The 16,161-nt window shown below is 73.7% G+C and carries 15 protein-coding genes; 9 read left to right on the forward strand and 6 right to left on the reverse strand.

Annotated elements, in window-relative coordinates; all coding sequences use genetic code 11:
• Positions 1-47 precede the first annotated feature (47 nt).
• The 6 genes from ACYVLT_RS37980 to ACYVLT_RS38005 all read left to right on the forward strand — a co-directional run bounded on the left by ACYVLT_RS37980 (position 48) and on the right by ACYVLT_RS38005 (position 7,667).
• Positions 48-704, forward strand: coding sequence for an NADPH-dependent F420 reductase (locus ACYVLT_RS37980; RefSeq protein ID WP_461124995.1), 657 nt, complete (start codon positions 48-50; stop codon positions 702-704).
• A gap of 201 nt (positions 705-905) precedes the next feature.
• A complete protein-coding gene (locus ACYVLT_RS37985) occupies positions 906-1,811 on the forward strand; it encodes a glycosyltransferase (protein WP_461124996.1) in 906 nt (301 codons plus the stop codon).
• A 9-nt stretch (positions 1,812-1,820) separates the two neighbouring features.
• Positions 1,821-3,689 carry an ABC transporter ATP-binding protein gene (locus ACYVLT_RS37990; RefSeq protein WP_461124997.1) on the forward strand — a complete coding sequence of 623 codons (1,869 nt, stop codon included), beginning with the start codon at positions 1,821-1,823 and terminating at the stop codon, positions 3,687-3,689.
• A complete protein-coding gene (locus ACYVLT_RS37995; protein ID WP_461124998.1) occupies positions 3,686-5,470 on the forward strand; it encodes an ABC transporter ATP-binding protein in 1,785 nt (594 codons plus the stop codon). Before ACYVLT_RS37990 ends, ACYVLT_RS37995 begins: the two co-directional genes overlap by 4 nt.
• A 123-nt stretch (positions 5,471-5,593) precedes the next feature.
• Positions 5,594-6,292 carry a universal stress protein gene (locus ACYVLT_RS38000; protein ID WP_461124999.1) on the forward strand — a complete coding sequence of 233 codons (699 nt, stop codon included), beginning with the start codon at positions 5,594-5,596 and terminating at the stop codon, positions 6,290-6,292.
• Between the two features lie 181 nt (positions 6,293-6,473).
• Positions 6,474-7,667 carry an APC family permease gene (locus tag ACYVLT_RS38005; protein ID WP_461125049.1) on the forward strand — a complete coding sequence of 398 codons (1,194 nt, stop codon included), beginning with the start codon at positions 6,474-6,476 and terminating at the stop codon, positions 7,665-7,667.
• A gap of 76 nt (positions 7,668-7,743) precedes the next feature.
• On the opposite strand, the gene ACYVLT_RS38010 is transcribed toward ACYVLT_RS38005, so the two are convergent.
• Both ACYVLT_RS38010 and ACYVLT_RS38015 read right to left on the reverse strand, forming a co-directional pair.
• On the reverse strand, positions 7,744-8,424 hold the full coding sequence (locus ACYVLT_RS38010) for a response regulator (protein ID WP_461125000.1): 681 nt from the start codon (positions 8,422-8,424) through the stop codon (positions 7,744-7,746).
• Entirely contained in the window at positions 8,421-9,539 is a 1,119-nt protein-coding gene (locus ACYVLT_RS38015) for a sensor histidine kinase (RefSeq protein WP_461125001.1), read from the reverse strand. The genes ACYVLT_RS38010 and ACYVLT_RS38015 overlap by 4 nt, the downstream gene beginning before the upstream one ends.
• Before the next feature lie 197 nt (positions 9,540-9,736).
• Between ACYVLT_RS38015 and ACYVLT_RS38020 the strand changes: the two genes are divergently transcribed.
• Both ACYVLT_RS38020 and ACYVLT_RS38025 read left to right on the forward strand, forming a co-directional pair.
• Positions 9,737-10,171, forward strand: a complete 435-nt coding sequence (locus ACYVLT_RS38020) for a DUF6223 family protein (protein ID WP_461125002.1) — start codon at positions 9,737-9,739, stop codon at positions 10,169-10,171.
• A 261-nt stretch (positions 10,172-10,432) separates the two neighbouring features.
• A complete protein-coding gene (locus ACYVLT_RS38025; RefSeq protein WP_461125003.1) occupies positions 10,433-10,795 on the forward strand; it encodes an ArsR/SmtB family transcription factor in 363 nt (120 codons plus the stop codon).
• 21 nt (positions 10,796-10,816) lie between these two features.
• Here ACYVLT_RS38025 and ACYVLT_RS38030 read toward each other — a convergent pair whose 3' ends face one another.
• On the reverse strand, positions 10,817-12,310 hold the full coding sequence (locus ACYVLT_RS38030; protein ID WP_461125004.1) for a vanadium-dependent haloperoxidase: 1,494 nt from the start codon (positions 12,308-12,310) through the stop codon (positions 10,817-10,819).
• Positions 12,311-12,638: 328 nt separating this feature from the next.
• Here ACYVLT_RS38030 and ACYVLT_RS38035 point away from each other — a divergent pair, with 328 nt between their 5' ends.
• A complete protein-coding gene (locus tag ACYVLT_RS38035; protein WP_461125005.1) occupies positions 12,639-13,232 on the forward strand; it encodes a twin-arginine translocation signal domain-containing protein in 594 nt (197 codons plus the stop codon).
• A 67-nt stretch (positions 13,233-13,299) separates the two neighbouring features.
• Here the strand turns inward: ACYVLT_RS38035 and ACYVLT_RS38040 are convergent, their stop codons facing one another.
• From ACYVLT_RS38040 to ACYVLT_RS38050, 3 genes are all read right to left on the reverse strand, one after another.
• Entirely contained in the window at positions 13,300-13,572 is a 273-nt protein-coding gene (locus ACYVLT_RS38040; protein ID WP_461125006.1) for a ubiquitin family protein, read from the reverse strand.
• Positions 13,573-13,707: 135 nt separating this feature from the next.
• The gene (locus ACYVLT_RS38045; RefSeq protein ID WP_461125007.1) at positions 13,708-15,264 is read right to left on the reverse strand and encodes an amino acid adenylation domain-containing protein; all 1,557 of its coding nucleotides are present in this window, start codon (positions 15,262-15,264) and stop codon (positions 13,708-13,710) included.
• Positions 15,261-16,160 carry a formylglycine-generating enzyme family protein gene (locus ACYVLT_RS38050; RefSeq protein WP_461125008.1) on the reverse strand — a complete coding sequence of 300 codons (900 nt, stop codon included), beginning with the start codon at positions 16,158-16,160 and terminating at the stop codon, positions 15,261-15,263. Before ACYVLT_RS38050 ends, ACYVLT_RS38045 begins: the two co-directional genes overlap by 4 nt.
• Position 16,161 lies beyond the last annotated feature (1 nt).

Below are 16,161 nucleotides of genomic sequence, written 5' to 3' on the forward strand. Positions count from 1 at the left end.
GTGACAGGGCACCGGGTGGTGCCCCACGTCGGCCTACCGTCGCCGCCATGAGAATCGGTGTTCTGGGTGCCGGGGTGATGGCCGACGCGCTCGGCACGCGGTGGGCCGCCGCCGGCCACGAGCTGATGGTCGCGGGTCGCAGCGCGGACAAGGCCGAGGCGTTGGCCCGGAAGTGGGGTGGTCGCGCCGGGAGTTTCCGGGAGGTGGCCGAGTTCGGCGACATCGCCCTGATCGCGGTCCTCTACCAGGGCATGGCCGCCACCCTGGCCGAGATCGGCGACGCGCTGCGCGGCAAGCCGGTCGTCGACTGCAACAACCCGGTCGAGGTCGAGCACTTCACCCTGGTCACCGCACCCGGTCGGTCGATGGCGCGGGACATCGCGTCGGCGACCGGCGGGCACGTCGTGAAGGCGTTCAACCTCTGCGAGGCGCGGGTGTGGCGGATGGAGCCGCCGGTGTTCGACGGCCGTCCCCTGGTGGTCCCCTACTGCGGTGACCACGCCACCGCGCTGGACCTGACGCGGCGGCTCATCGCCGACCTCGGCGGTGAACCGCTGCCGGTCGGCGATCTCCGGCACGCCCATCACCTCGAAGCGATGGCCGCGATCGTGATCTCGCTGCTGTTCGGCGGGCGTGATCCGCACACGGTCTTCAACCTCGTGGACGCGGGCCCGACCGACCTCGTGCGAGGACTTCGCCCGTAGTGTTGACCAACCCTCACGAAGCTCGGCAGACTTGCGCGGTGGTCGGCGGGGGATCACCCGGAAGAGTGGATCTTTGTCGAGGCCCCACCGGGTTCTCCGACCTCGTCACACCGGTTCCGGAAGGCGGGCGGCGCGCTGACCGCGTGCGACCGCGGACCAATCACTGACGGCCTTGGCGGGATCTCTGAAGGAGAGCCTCTCGTGGGTAGCTCATTGCGTTGCACGGTCATCGTCCCGACCTACAACAGGGAACGGTTGCTGGAGCTCACGCTCGACTCGCTCGACCAGCAGGACCTCCCCCGTGATCGGTTCGAGGTGCTGGTCGTCGACGACGGCTCCAGCGACGACACGGCGGCCGTGGTGCGGGGGTTCGAGGACCGGTTGGACCTGCGGTACTTCTACCAGCCCGACGAGGGCTACCAGGTCGCCCGGGCGCGGAACGTGGGTCTGCGGCACGCCGGCGGCGAGGTCTGCGTCTTCGTCGACTCCGGCGTGCTGCTGCACTCCGCGAGCCTGCGCGCGCACGTGACCGCCCACGAGGCCGCCACGGAACCGTTGGCGCTCAACGGGTACGTGTACTGCTTCAACCTCGACAACGAGGACGCCCAGCTGATCCGCAAGTTCGTCGACGTCGACGACGTCGACTCGACCATCGCGTCGTTGGAGCGCGCGCAGGCATGGCCGGACGTGCGCGAACCGTTCTACGAGCGGTACTCCGACGACTTCGGCCACCTCCCCGCCCCGTGGCTGATGTACTGGACCTGCCACGCGTCGGCCCGCACGGAGCAGGTGCGTTCGATCGGCATGTACGACGAGGCGTTCCGGCAGTGGGGCGGTGAGGACCTCGACCTCGCCTACCGGCTGCACCGCGACGGCGCCCGGTTCGGCGTGCTCCGCGAGGCGAGCTCCATCCACTACCCGCACGACAAGGACCACGGCGACAACGCCAAGTCCGCGCTGGAGAACTACCGCTACATCGCGGAGAAGTACCGGACGCCGATCACCCGGATGCTGACCGAGGTGCCCGCGATCCGCTTCTCGGCGTTCAACGAGGTCATCGAGGAGCGCGGGCTGCCCCGCTGCGCCGACTACCCGACAGCCGGGTAGAGGGCCGGCATGGGAATCCGCTCCTGGGCCGGCGTCGCGCGCGAGCAGTTCGCCGCACGACGGGACATCGTCCGGCTCCTCCCCCGTGCCGGCGGCCGGCTCGTCGCCGCCCTGGTCGTGGTCGACGTGCTGCTCGGGTGCCTCCCGGTGGTGTTCACCGTGGCGACGGCGATGGTGCTGGGACGGGTTCCGGCGGCCGTCGACGCGGGGCTGGACTCGGGCGCGTGGGACTCGTTGGTCGCGGTGTTCGGCGTGGCGGCCGGCGCCTTCGTCGCCAGGCAGCTGATCTCCCCGGTGGAACGGGCGATGGGCGAGCTGCTGACGCGCCGGATCGACGGCCGGGTGTTCGACGAGCTGATGGCCGCGTCGCTGCGCAGCCCCGGCCTCGGCCCGTTGGAGGACCAGCGGGCGCTCGACGCGCTGCGGTCCGCGGCGAGGGAGGTGGAGTTCGGCGTGCAGAGCCCCGGCCGGGCGGCCGCCGGCCTGCTCGCGCTGATCGCGCGGTACACCGAGCTCGTCGGCCTCGCGGTCGCGGTGGGGGTGGTGTTCTCGTGGCCGGCGTCGGCGGCGCTGGTCGCCACCGTGCTGCTGTTCCGCCACGGCCAACGCGGCGGGTTGCGCCGGTACGCCCGGACCCGGCAGCTGCTCGCCGCCGACCAGCGCGAGATCGACTACCTGCGCGAGCTGGCCGGTGGCGCCGCCGCGAGCAAGGAGATCCGGGTCTTCGGCCTGGCCGGCTGGCTGCGGCAACGTTTGCGCGACACCCACCTCCGCTTCCTCGAACCCCTGTGGGCCGAGCGCCGCGGCATCTACCTGTGGCCGTTCGTCCGGTTCTCGGTCGTGGGCCTGGCGGTGACGGGCGTGGTCTTCGCGGTCGTCGGCGCGACGGCGCACGAGCTGACGCTCACCGGGTTCGTCCTCGTCGCGACGGCGGCGCTGGGCCTGCTGCGGCTGGCCGAGCACTACCCGGAGGCGGACCTGCCGACCGCGATCGGCATGAGGGCCTACGACTCGGTGCGGCGGTTCGCCGAGCACGTCGACGCGCACGAGGAGCACACCGGTCCGGTGCGGCGGCCGGTGGTGCCCGAGCCGGTCGGCGCCATCCGGTTCGAGCAGGTCGGCTTCCGCTACCCCGGCCGGCCGCGGCTGATCTTCGACGGGCTGGACCTGACGATCCCCGTCGGCCGCTGCACGGCCATCGTGGGCGTGAACGGCGCCGGCAAGACCACCCTGGTCAAGCTGCTCGCCCGGCTCCACGAGCCGACCTCGGGCCGGATCACGCTGGACGGCGTCGACATCCGCGAGTTCCCGGTGGACGAGTGGCGCGCCCGGCTGGGCGTGATCTTCCAGGACTTCGTGCGGTACGAGTCGTCCGTGGCGGACAACGTCGGGCTCGGCGCCGTCGGCTCCCTGGACGACCGGGCGACGATCGGCGAGGTGGTCGGCTCGGTGGGTCTGGGCCCGGCGGTGGCCCGCCTGCCCCTCGGTCTGGACACGCCGCTGGCGCGGCACCTCACCGACGGCGCGGAGCTGTCCGGTGGCCAGTGGCAGCGCGTCGCGCTGGCGCGGGCGTTGTTCGCGCTGCGCCACGGTGCCCGGGTCGTGGTGCTGGACGAACCGACGGCGAGCCTGGACGTGCGCGCGGAGACCGGCTTCTTCGAGGAGTTCGCGGGCCTCGCGGAGGGCGCGACCACCCTGCTGATCTCGCACCGGTTCTCCACCGTGCGCCACGCCGACCTCATCGTCGTCCTGGAGCACGGCCGGGTCACCGAGCAGGGCGACCACGCGGACCTGCTGGCGCGCGACGGGCGTTACGCGGAGCTGTTCCGGTTGCAGGCCGACCGGTTCGGCGGCGCGGTCGAGGAGCCGGTCCGGTGAAGGTCCTCCTGGCCGGCGCGTGGACCATGATCACCACGGCGTGGCGGTTGAACCGGCGCAAGACGGCCCTGGCGGTGGTCCTGATGACGGCGGGCGCCGTCGCCGCCCCGCTGCTGGCGGCCGCGCTCGGGTGGATGACCCGCGAGGTCGTCGCGGGCGCCGCGGGACGGGCGGTGCTCGCCGGCGTGACCGTCGCCGTGCTGGCGGTGGTGGTGCTGGCCTTCGGGCACTTCGCCCACCTGGCGTACTACGAGCTCTCGGAGCTGGCCGAGCTGGACTTCGACGAGCGCGTGATCGAGGTGTCGAACGGTTCGGCCGGCATCGAGCACCACGAGCGGGCCGAGCACGCCGACACGTGGACCGTGCTGCGGCAGGAGGGCAGGCAGTTCCGCACCGGGCTCGAAGCGCTGCTCAACGGTGTCGGCCTCGTCCTCGCGGTGGTGCTCACCGCGGTGCTGCTGGCCGTGCAGAACCCGTTGCTGCTGTTGCTGCCCGTCGCCGCGGTGCCGCCCCTGCTCGCGGGCCGAGCGGCCGAGCGGGTGCTCGACCGGGCCAGGACGGCGACCGCCGAGCCGACCAGGACCGCGCTCAACCTGTTCCACCTGGCCACCTCCGCCCGCGTGGCGGGCGAGTTGAGGGTGTCCCGGGTCCAGGGCGAACTGCGTGCCCGGCACGAGCGGCTGTGGGCGAAGGCGACACAGGGGCTGTGGCGCGCACAGCTGACCGCGACGTGGATGCGCGCGGCGGGACAGGTCTTCTTCGCGCTCGCGTACATCGCGGGCGTGCTGCTCGTGGTGCGTGACGCGATCGCGGGACGGCGTGGGGTCGGCGACGTGGTGCTGGTGATCGTGCTCGCCGCGCAGGTCAACCAGCAGGTCGCCACGGCCGTCACGCTCCTGCAGGACCTCCAGCGGATGGCCGGCGCGTACCGGCGCCTCACCGAGGTCACCGCGTTGGTGACCGCGACCGATCCGGCTCCGCGTCCCGGGTCGCCGCCGCGACGGCTGCGAGACGGGATCGAGCTCGCCGGGGTGGCCTTCACCTACCCGGGCACCGACGTCGCGGTGCTGCACAAGGTCGACCTGCACCTCCCGGCCGGCGCCACCGTCGCGATCGTCGGCGAGAACGGCGCCGGCAAGTCGACCCTGGTCAAGTTGCTCTGCGGGTTCTACCGGCCGTCCGAGGGCCGGATCCTGGTCGACGGCACGGACCTGCACGACATGCCGGTGGACGAGTGGCGCGGCCGGATCGCGGCCGGGTTCCAGGACTTCGTCCGCTACGAGTTCCCGGCCCAGCAGGTGGTCGGCCTCGGCGACCTGCCCAGGGTGTCGTCGGAGCCGGCCGTCCTCGCGGCACTGGACCGCGCCGGCGCCACCGGCGTGGTGCACGACCTGCCCGACGGCCTGCGCACCCACCTCGGGAAGAGCTACGCCGACGGCGCGGAGCCGTCCGGGGGCCAGTGGCAGAAGCTGGCGCTCGGCCGGGCCATGATGCGCGAGGCTCCCCTGCTCCTCGTCCTGGACGAGCCGACGTCGGCGTTGGACCCGGAGGCGGAGCACGTCCTGTTCCAGCGGTACGCCGACCACGCGCGGCGGGTCGCCCGCAGGACCGGGGGGATCACCGTCTTCGTGTCCCACCGGTTCTCCACGGTGCGCATGGCCGACCTGATCATCGTGGTCCGGGACGGGCGGGTGGTGGAAACCGGTGACCACGCCTCGCTCACGGCGGCGGCCGGCCTGTACGCCGAGTTGTTCGCGCTCCAGGCGAAGGCGTACCGCTGAGCGTTCGCGCGGCACGGAGGTGGCGACCGGGTCGTCACCTCACCGTGCGGTCGGCGGGTTGCTGGTGGACCCTTCCCGGTGAGGCGCTTCGCCCCGCGGTCGATCCGGAACGGCGGTGGACAGATGAGCAACCAGGGGATACCCGCACCGGTCGTCACGGTGCGTGACGGCTCCGGCTGGGGCTTGGCGGCGCTGCGCTGGGCCGAGGCGCACGCTCGCCTGGTCGGTGCGCCGCTGGAGGTGCACCCGGCCACCGCGGACCACGTGCGCGACCTGCTGCTGGCCAGCACGCGTGCCGAGGTGGTCGTGGTGGCGCACCGCGGTGACGACGGCACGTCGTTCGGCCTCGGCCGGTTCGTGCTGCCGCTGGTGCAGCACGCCGCGTCCGACGTCGTGGTGGTCCGCGGCACGCCCGAGGGCATGCACGGGGCCCACCACCGCGTCACCGCCCTGATCACCGGTGACGAGCACGACGACCTGGCGCTGGCCCGGGCGATCGACCTCGCCGCGCGCCGCGGCTCCGCGTTGCGGGTGCTGCACGCCTCGCCGCCGCTGCCGGTGCGCGCCGACAGCCCCGACGCGCTCGTCGCCCACGCCGACCGGGCGTTGCGGGGGATCCCGCACACCTCGGTGCTGGCCCGGATGCACCCGAACGAGGCCGTCGCCCGGTTCGCCGACACCGACCTGCTCGTGCTCGGCGACCGGGGTCCGACCGCCCGCGCGGCCCTGCACCACGCCCGCTGCCCCGTCCTCGTGGCGCACCGCGTCCCGGCGGAGCCGTCCGACCGACGCCCGCACCGCCCGGCCCGCAGCAGGTCCTGACGCACCACCGCCTGAGGTCGTGCGGTCCGCGGCCGTCCGGCTCGACCTGGGAACATCACCGGGTGATCGTGGCCGCCCGGCGAAAGGACCACCAGTGCCCTCCCCCACCGACCACGGCGACGCGCCTCGGCTCGACCGGCGACTGGGCACCGGCAGCGCCGTCGTCCTCGGTCTCGGCGCCATGGTCGGGGCCGGGGTGTTCGCCGCGATCGGTCCCGCCGCACGCGCGGCGGGTGCCGGGCTGCTGGTCGGCTTGGCGATCGCGGCCGTGGTGGCGTACTGCAACGCGACGTCCTCGGCCCGGTTGGCCGCCCGTTACCCCGAGTCCGGCGGCACCTACGTCTACGGGCGGGAACGGCTCGGCCCGTTCTGGGGTTACCTGGCCGGGTGGGGTTTCGTGGTCGGCAAGACCGCGTCCTGCGCGGCGATGGCCCTGACGGTCGCCGCCTACGCCCTGCCCGACGCCGGGCGGCCCACCCGGACCGCGCTCGCGGTGGGCGTGGTGGTGGCGTTGACCGCGCTGAACTACCGCGGGGTGCGCAAGTCCGTCCGGCTGACCGGGATCATCGTGACGATCACCCTGGCCGTGCTCGCCCTCGCGGTGATCGCCTCGTTCACCGGCGGCACCGCCACCGCCGACCACCTCCGGCCGTTCCCCGGTGGCGGCCCGCTCGGCATCCTCCAGTCCGCCGGCCTGCTGTTCTTCGCCTTCGCCGGTTACGCCCGCATCGCCACGCTCGGCGAGGAGGTGCGCGATCCCCGGCGCACCATCCCGCGGGCGATCCCGATCGCGCTGGGCATCACGCTCGTCGTCTACGCGCTGGTCGCGGTCGCGGCGCTGACCGCGCTCGGCCCAGAGGGGCTGGCCGCCGTCGCCGACCCGCTGGCGGGCGCCGTCGCCGCGGGCTCGTGGTCCTGGCTGGAGCCCGTGGTGCGGGTCGGCGCGGCCGTGGCCGCGCTGGGTTCGCTGCTCGCGCTCGTGCTCGGCGTCTCGCGCACCGCCCTGGCCATGGCCCGCGACGGCCACCTGCCCCGGACCCTCGCCGTCGTGCACCCCCGGTTCCGGGTGCCCCACCACGCCGAGATCGCGGTCGGCGTCGCGGTCGCGGTCCTCGTGAGCGTGGTCGACCTGCGTGGCGCCATCGGCTTCTCGTCGTTCGCGGTGCTCGTCTACTACGCCATCGCCAACGCCTCCGCGTGGACCCTCCGCCGCGACGAGGGCCGCCCGCCCCGCATCGTGCCCGCCACCGGCCTGCTCGGCTGCCTCGTGCTGGCCTTCACCCTGCCCGGCAGCGCCGTGCTCGCCGGTGGCGCGGTGCTCGCGCTCGGTGCCGCCACCTGGTTCGCCCGCCGCGCGGCCGTCGCCCGCCGGTAGGGCCCGTCGCGGGTGCGCCGATCAGGGGGTGCTGAACCGCTCCGCCGAAGAGCAGGCCGCTGATCAACCCCCGGGATCATCCGGACCGCGGTGGCCCGGGGTTGCGCGGGGTGACCAGGCCGGATTCGTAGGCCAGCACGACCAGTTGGGCGCGGTCGCGGGCGTGGAGCTTGGTCATCGCCCGGTTGACGTGGGTCTTGGCGGTCAACGGGCTGATCACCATGCGGTGGGCGATCTCGTCGTTGGACAGGCCGCGCGCGACCAGGACGACGGCCTCGCGCTCGCGGTTGGTCAGCTCCGCGAGCCCGGTGCCGGTGGCGTCGTCGAGCGGCTGGGCGACGTACCGGTCGATCAGCTTGCGGGTGATCGACGGTGCGAGCAGCGCGTCGCCGCGCGCCGCGACGCGCACGGCGTGCAGGAAGTCCTCGGGCTCGACGTCCTTGACCAGGAAACCGGCCGCGCCGGCGCGCAGCGCGTTGAAGACGTGCTCGTCCAGCCCGTAGTTGGTCAGGATCACCACGTGCACCGAGGCCAGGGCGGGGTCCGCGGCGATGCGCCGGGTCGCCTCGATGCCGTCCACGACCGGCATCTGGATGTCGACGAGGGCGATGTCGGGCAGGTGTTGCCTGGCCAGCGCCACGCCCCGGCCACCGTCGGCGGCCTCGGCGACCACCTCGATGTCGTCCTCGGCGTCGAGCAGCGCGCGGAACCCGCTGCGGATGAGCGGCTGGTCGTCGACCAGCAGGACCCGGATCACGACGTCCCGGCCACGGGGAGTTCGGCCTGGACGGCGAAGCCGCCGTCGCCGCGCGGCGCCGCACGCAGCCGCCCGCCCAGGGCGGTGACCCGCTCGCGCATCCCGAGCAGGCCGACGCCGGGCACCGGCGCGGCGTCGGGCGTGGCCTTGCCGTCGTCCTCGACCCGGATGACCACGGCGTCGGGGAGGTAGTCGATGCGGACCGAGGCGGTGGCCGCGGCGGCGTGCCGGGCGATGTTGGTCAGCGACTCCTGCACGATCCGGTAGCCGGTCCGGTCCACGGCGGTGGGCACGGCGTCGCGGTGTCCCCCGATCGTCAGCGTCGCGTCCAGGCCGGTGGTCCGGGCCCGTTGCACGAGTTCCGGGACGTCGGCGAGCCCGTGCGGCGGCGTCTTGTCGTCGTCCCGCAACGCCTCCAGCGTCGCCCGCAGTTCACGGGCCGCCTCACGGCCGGCGTCCCGGATCGCCAGCAGGGCGTCGGGCACCTGCTCGCCCCGCTTGTGCGCCAGGTGGACGGCGACCTCGGCCTGCACCTTGATCACGGAGATCTGGTGGGTGAGCGAGTCGTGCAACTCCCGCGCGATGTGCAGCCGCTCCTCGTCGGCACGCCGCCGCGCGGTCTCCTCACGGGTGCGTTCGGCCTCGTCGGCCCGGCGCTCGGCCTGCCGCAGCGCCTCACCCGCCGCACCGGCGGCGACCAGCCAGGCCAGTTCGAGGACGTTGCGGGACTGCGTGAACGCCTCGGCGACGGCCCAGTCCTGCGGCGCGAGCAGGATCGCGAGCGGCAGGGCGGCCAGCATGAGCACCGAACCGACCACCGCGACCAGGCGGTGTCCCGCCCGGACGGTCGCGTACACCGCGAACAGGTAGGCGACGACGGGCACGTCGAACCCGACGGCCTGGTAGCCGAGCGCGCACAACCCGGTCAGGGCCAGCACGGTCACCGGAGCCCGGCGGCGGGCGACCAGCGCCAGCCCCCCGGCGGCCAGCAACCCGTGACCCAGCGGCGCCAGCCCCGTGGACGGGTGTTCCCAGGACAGCCCGGCGACCACCATGGTCACCGCCACGCCGACCGCGATCGCCCAGTCCCGGAAAGCGATCCGTCCCCTGCCCATGCGTGCACCCTAACCGCGTCGCCGCCAGGGCGACTCCTACCGGCGGATGATCGACCGCATACCGCGCACGCAGTACTTTCGCGGTTCCTGCGGCCGGCGCGGCAGGGTGAAGTGCCTGCGTGCGCACAACGACCGGAGGTGGGTCCGGCGGACATGATCGGCGGCATCGGAGTCGCCGAAGTTCCAGGGAGCACCTCATGTCCGTCCGCACGTCCGTCCGCCACCTGTCCGCCGCGGCCGCCGCCCTGCTCGGAGTCCTCACGCTCGCCGCACCGGCGGCCGCGCAGATCCTGGCCCAGCCGAACGCCGACCCCTACGCCATGACGGCCGGGCGCACCTGGTCGCTGGTGGGCGCGTTGCTGGGGCTGGTCGGCGTGGCCGTCGGGGTGTCGGCACTGGTCCGCTCCGCCCGTCGGACCGGCGCGGGCCGCGGGAGCGCCACCGCGTCGCTGGCGGCGGGACTGGTCGGCGCGGTCGTCGGCGTGCTGGTGGTGGCCGCCGCCGAAGGTGGTCCCGGCACCGGCTACGGGATCGTCGGCGGGTACATCGCCCTGGTGGTCGGGCTGGTCGCGGCGGTCCTCGGCGGCGTGGCCCTGGCCCGTTCCCGCCGCAGCACCGCACCGACGCGCTGAGCGGCGACGGCGCGCCGGACAAGCTGGACCAGGTCGTCGGCGCGGGCAACCGGTGGTGAGCGGGCCAGCTTGACCCTGGCCCGCTCACCACCGGCCTCGGCGGACCGACGAGTCGGCCCGCCCCCATCCTCCCAGCCGACCGCACCGGTGCGGTCGTCGCACGTCGCATTCGCGCTGGCGGATACAAAAATGCTGACTTAAGCTGGGGCCGTCAGCTGCACCGGTCGAGCCCGCCCGGTCCGGATTGCGAGGACGTGGCCGATGCCGCAACGGAAACCGAGAGCCGCCCTGCTGCCGCCCGACCTGAACGGCGTGGAGATGGTGGCCAAGTTCTTCCGGGCCCTGGCCGACCCCGTCCGCCTGCGGCTGCTCGACTACCTCATGCACGAGGAGCACAGCGTCGGCGAGTGCGTGGCGCACATCGGGTTGTCCCAGGGCAGGGTGTCGACCCACCTGGGTTGCCTGGCCGACTGCGGTTACGTGCAGGTGCGCCGGGAAGGCCGGTACGCCTTCTACCGCGTCGTCGACCCCCGCGTCGCGGAGCTCGTGCTGCTGGCCCGGTCGCTGGCGGCGGACAACGCGAGCGCGCTCGACGCGTGCCTGCGCATCGAGGCCGAGGCCTGAACCCGGCCCGGGCGACCGCGATCAGCAGACGCCCGCGAAGCAACGCGTCGCCTTGAGCCACACCTGGGTGCCGACCAGCCTGCCGAGCGCCCTGCCGTCCAGGTCGGCCCGCGCGAAGTGGATCCCGCCGTACCGCCGGGACATCCCCGCCTCCTCGGCCGCCGCCGAGAACGTGGACCACGCGAGCGGCACGTCGGTCGTGGGCGCCACACCGGGTTCCACGGCGGACGAGCCCGCCCGGACCGTGGCCGAACCGCCGAACGCGTCGCTGCCGGTGAAGGACCGCAACACCTCGGCCGCCGCGGCGCTGAAGGCGCTGTGGCCGGACACGAACTCGGGGAATGGCGGCGTGGGGAACCAACTGGGCTGGTAGGGCCGCCACAGCGCGCCGTCCGCGGTGATCATGCCCTGGGCGGGCCCACCCCACCCCGGTATCTGCCGACCCCGGTAGAGGTACCGCACGGCGGTGATCGGTCGCACCGAGTCGAAGGCCCGCTTGGCGTCCCACGCGGCGATGCTCGCGTCCAGCACCGCGTTCGCGACCATGAAGAACATCTTCACGTCCTGGTCGTCGGTGTGGTGGTCGCGCCGCGAGACGAACTGGGCGAACAGACCGGCCCAGTGGCCCGGTGGGGTCTCCGAGTCCGGGCCGTCCGCCCAGTACTCGGCGATCGCCTTGTGCCGGTCGGTCAGCGCGGCGGTCAACCGCACCGTCTCGGCGGCCTGCGCGGCGTACGCGTCGGTGCCGTGCTTCGCCGGACCGACCAGGGGCCGGTGGACCGAACCGGAGAGCACCGAGAACGGCTTCACGTTGGCCCAGTGACCGGCCAGGAACGTCTGGGTGCGCACCACGCCCGACCGGTCGGGGTGCACGAGCGGTTGCCACTTGTCCGGGTCCACGACGGTCGCGGGGTCGAGGGGCTGCGCCACGACCATCGGCCGGTTCAGCGGGCGGTAGCCGGTCCAGTCCGAGTAGGAGCCGGGGTTGAGCACCCCGGTCTGGTTGGACGCGTCGCCGTGGCGGGCCGCGAGGACGGCGGCGCACGCGGTCGCGCCGACGCCTTCCGGTGAGGTGGTTCCGACCGGGTCGACCGCGGGGTCGTAGCCGAGGGAGGTCATGAGCGCGTCGGACTGCCGCCGGCGACCGGGGAACAGGTCGACGACGGCCCGGTGCGCGGCGTAGCTCATGGCCTTCGCCTTGTTCTCCGCCGTGTGCTCGGTGGGCGGACGCCGGAGGGCGCCGCCGTGGCCGGTGCCGGCGGCCAGCAGGTCGTACGCCGCCCAGGCGTCGTACATGCACGTGTGCACGACCGCCAGCGCCCTGGCCACCGCGGGCGGTCCGAGGGCCGAGTTGCGCGTGCTGTCCAGCACCACCTCGTTCCACCGGACCACGACGGTGTCGCCGTCGCCCGGCACCGCCGACGCGCCGACCGCGCTCGTCACCGACACCAGGACGGTGGCCAGCACCGCCCTCAACCGCCCGATGCCGCTCCACTTGCTCCCCGACCAGCCCATGGACCGCCTCCTCGTTCGCCGTAGGGGTGTCGCCGCCACTGTTCACACCAGGCGTCACGCGACCGACACGGCGACGTGGAGCGGGCGTGATGCCGGTTGGCGCCCGGCCGCTGCGGGATCCGGCGGAGCGGACTGCGGCAACCGGGTGATTTGCGCGTCGGCCCACCGCCGGGCGGGGTGCTCACCACGGTCGGTGTCGCTCGGACAACCCCCGCGCAACGCCTCCACGACGCCGCGGCAACGCGTGGTTCGGAAAGTGGGCGGGGCTGCACCGTTCGAGACCGATCGGGCGGGAACCGTTCACAGCAACGATGAGGAGTCCCGGAAGATGGAGCGACGACAGGCGTTGAAGACGCTCGCCGCGGGCGCGGTGGCGGCCGTGACCGTGCCCGCCGTGCTGGCGCCACCGGCCCAGGCGGGCCTGCTGACCGGTCCGGGCGCCGGGCCGTACATGCGGAACATGGGCACCGGCATCTACGTGGACCAGTCCACCGCGCAGCAGATGTCCACGTTCAGCATCACGCCGCAGCTGGTGACCTGCGGCGTCGGCACCTTCGGCGTGGGGCAGCTCGCGCTGACCGGCCCGTTCGCGATGTTGATGTACTCCACCCGCATCGACCGCTACACCGTGGACCCCGGATCCCGCACGATCACCGCGACCGGCCGGATGCGGTCCATCACGATGATCGCGCTCGGCGTGGTCACGGAGAGCGTCGAGCACGACTTCATCGCGGTCGCCACGAACAACAACGGCGTCGGCTCCGACCGGTTCGACGTGCACTTCGTGACGCCGTTCTGGACGCCCGGGCTGTTGCAGCCCATGGCGACGCCGTCCTCGCTGCGTCCCGGCTGGGCCCGGTTCGGCGGCAACGTCGCGACCGCCGCCGTGACGGGGACCCCGCTCGGCGGCGTCAACGCCTGACGCCGAGGAGCGGCCGACGTCCGCCCGGCTTCGACCCGGGCGGACGTCGGTCGTCCGCGTGCGGCGCTCAGCCGCCCGCCATGGGCGGCACGATCAGCACGACGGTGGCCGGTCGGGTGCTGATCAGGGCGAAGTCGTCGTAGCGCACGACCTCGTCGTCCACAAAGACCTTGAAGTACCGGTGCACCTCGCCGTTGCCGTCGATCAACCTGCCCCGCACCGCCGGGAAGCGCTCGGCGAACCCGACGAGCAGGTGGTCCAGGGGCCCGTCGGCCACCTCGAACGTCGTCTTCCCACCGGTCTGCTGCCGCCAGCTCAGCGGTGTGATGAGTCGCGCCATGGTGTGCTCCGTCCGGGTCGTCGGGATCGGGTCGTCGGGATCGGGTCGTCGGGATCGGGCCGTGGGGATCGGGTCGGGTGAGTCGGGTCGGGTGAGTCGGGTCGGGTGAGTCGGGTCGGGATCCGTGGATCACGGTCAGGCACGACCCCAGGTGGCCTCCTCCGCCACCTGCACGGCGCGGCGGTCGACCTTCCCGTTGCGCGTGCGCGGCAGGCTCGCCACGACGCGGATGCGGCTCGGCACCATGTACGCGGGCAGCCGGTCGCGCAGGGCCGCCTTCAGGTCCGCCTCGCTCACCTGCCCAGTGCCGTCGGCGACCACGACGTGCGCCACCAGGACCCGACCGAGCCGCGCGGGTTCCACCGCCGCGGCCACGGCCGCGCGCACCGCGGGCAGGTCCAGCAGCGCCAGCTCGACCTGCGCCGGCTCCACCCGGTAGCCCTGCACCTTCACCTGCTCGTCGATGCGCCCGAGGAACTCGAACTCGCCGTCGGTGTTGCGGAAGCCGAGGTCGCCGGTGCGGTACACCCGCTCGCCCCCGACGGTGACGAACCGCTGCGCGGTCAGGTCGTCGTCGGCCCAGTAGCCGTCCGCGAGCGCCACGCCGGAGACGGCCAGCTCGCCGACGTCACCGGGCCGCACCGGCCGCCCGTCGGCGCCGATCACGTGCAGCCGCACGTGGTCGATCGGCGTGCCGATGGGTGGGAGCTCCGGCCAGGTGCGCGGCGGTCCGCTCAACGCGTGCCGCGTCACGACGTGGGTCTCCGTCGGCCCGTACTGGTTGACCAGCCGGCAGTGCGGCAGCGCGGCGAAGAGCTCGCGGACGTCCCGGCCGCACCGCAGCTGCTCACCGGCGGTGACGACCTCCAGCAGCAGCGACCGGGCGACCGCGGCCGGGTCGGCGAACCCGGCGAGCAGTTGCAGCGCGACCGGCGGGAGGAAGATCCGGTGCACCTCGCGGTCGACGATGAACTCCCACAGCAGCTCGGGATCCGCTCGCTCCCGCTCGCCGACGCAGACGAGCGTCCCGCCGCCGCACAGCGTCGAGAAGACCTCTTGGAACGAGACGTCGAACGACGTCGGCGCGAACTGGGCGGTGCGGTGACCCGGTCGGCACCGGGAGTCGCCGAGCTGCCAGCCGACGAGGTTGGCCAGTGCCGCGTGCCGGTGGACCACGCCCTTCGGCGTCCCGGTCGAGCCGGACGTGAAGAGCACGTAGCACAGGTCGCCCGGGCCGGGGCCGGGGATGCCGTCCGCGGGATCGCCGGCGACGAGGTCGAGGTCGTCGACGCCGTCGAGCGTCACCCGGTCGAGCGATCCGGTGTCGGGCAGCCGGTCCACCCGGTCGCGGTGACCCACCACCGCGCGCAGGCCCGTGCCGCCGATCAGCGCGCGCAGGTACCGCTCCGGGTGGTCGACGTCGAGCGGGAGGTAGCCCGCACCGGCGCGGAGCACGCCCAGCATCCCGACGACCAGGTCGACCGACCGGTCGGTGCAGAGCCCGACGACGTGCCCGGCGCCGACCCCGAGGTCGTGCAGCGCCCGCGCCACCCGCCCGGCGCCGTGCCAGACCGCCGAGTAGCTCAGCCGTCGTCGCGCGTCGACCACGGCCGCGGCCTCCGGCCGGAGCAGCACCTGTGCGCGCACGAGGTCCACCACCGTGGTGATCGGCACGTCGGCCCTCCCGTTCATCCGTCGTCCACGTCGCCGGCGCAGCGGAAGCCGGTGGCGAAGTTCGACCAGCCGTCCGGATCGCCGTAGATGCGCTCGGCGCACCGGGTCTGGTAGCGCAGGTTCATCCAGGAACCGCCGCGGACCACCCGGTACACGCCTTCGATCGCGAGGTACATCGGGTCGTACCGCCTCCGGTCGCCGCGCAGCGAGCAGAGCGAGGACGTCCACTCGTAGACGTTGCCCGCCATGTCGCTGACGCCGAAGGCGCTGTCGCCCAGGCCGTCGAACGCGCCGACGGCCGTGGTGAGGGGCATCGGACCGGCCCGCGCGCGGTGGTCGCGCCACCACCGCGACCACGGGCCGACGGTGTGGATGTCGGCGCCCGCCCAGTGCTCGGCGGTGTTGGCCCGGTGCCGCGACCACTCGTCGCCCCAGGGCCACAGGCGGAAGTCGTACCCGCGGGCCGCCAACTCCCACTCGGCCTCGGTGGGCAACCTCCTGCCGCGCCAGGCGGCGTAGCTGCGCGCGTCGCGGTAGGAGATGTGCACGACCGGGTGGTCGGCCCGCCCGTCGACCGACGTGCCGAGCCCACCCGGACGTCGCCAGCACGCGCCGGGCAGCGCCTCCCAGCCGTGCGTGAAGACGAAGCCGTACCCGCGTTCCTCGGCGTCGGTGCGGTAGCCGGTCTCCTCGGTGAAGCGCGCGAACCGTCCCACCGTCACCGGGTCGCGGTCGATCTCGTAGGGACGCAACAGGGTCGACACCTGCGGGACCTCGTCGGCGAACCAGTCGCGGGAGTACGCCTGCTCCTGCGCCTCCAGCCAGTCCAGCACCCACCCCGGTGAGCCGAGCAGCACCTCACCGCCCGGGATGCGCACCGCCGCGCGCCCGGTGGTCCCCGGCGACCGCGCCATC

The organism is Saccharothrix stipae (assembly GCF_054781895.1).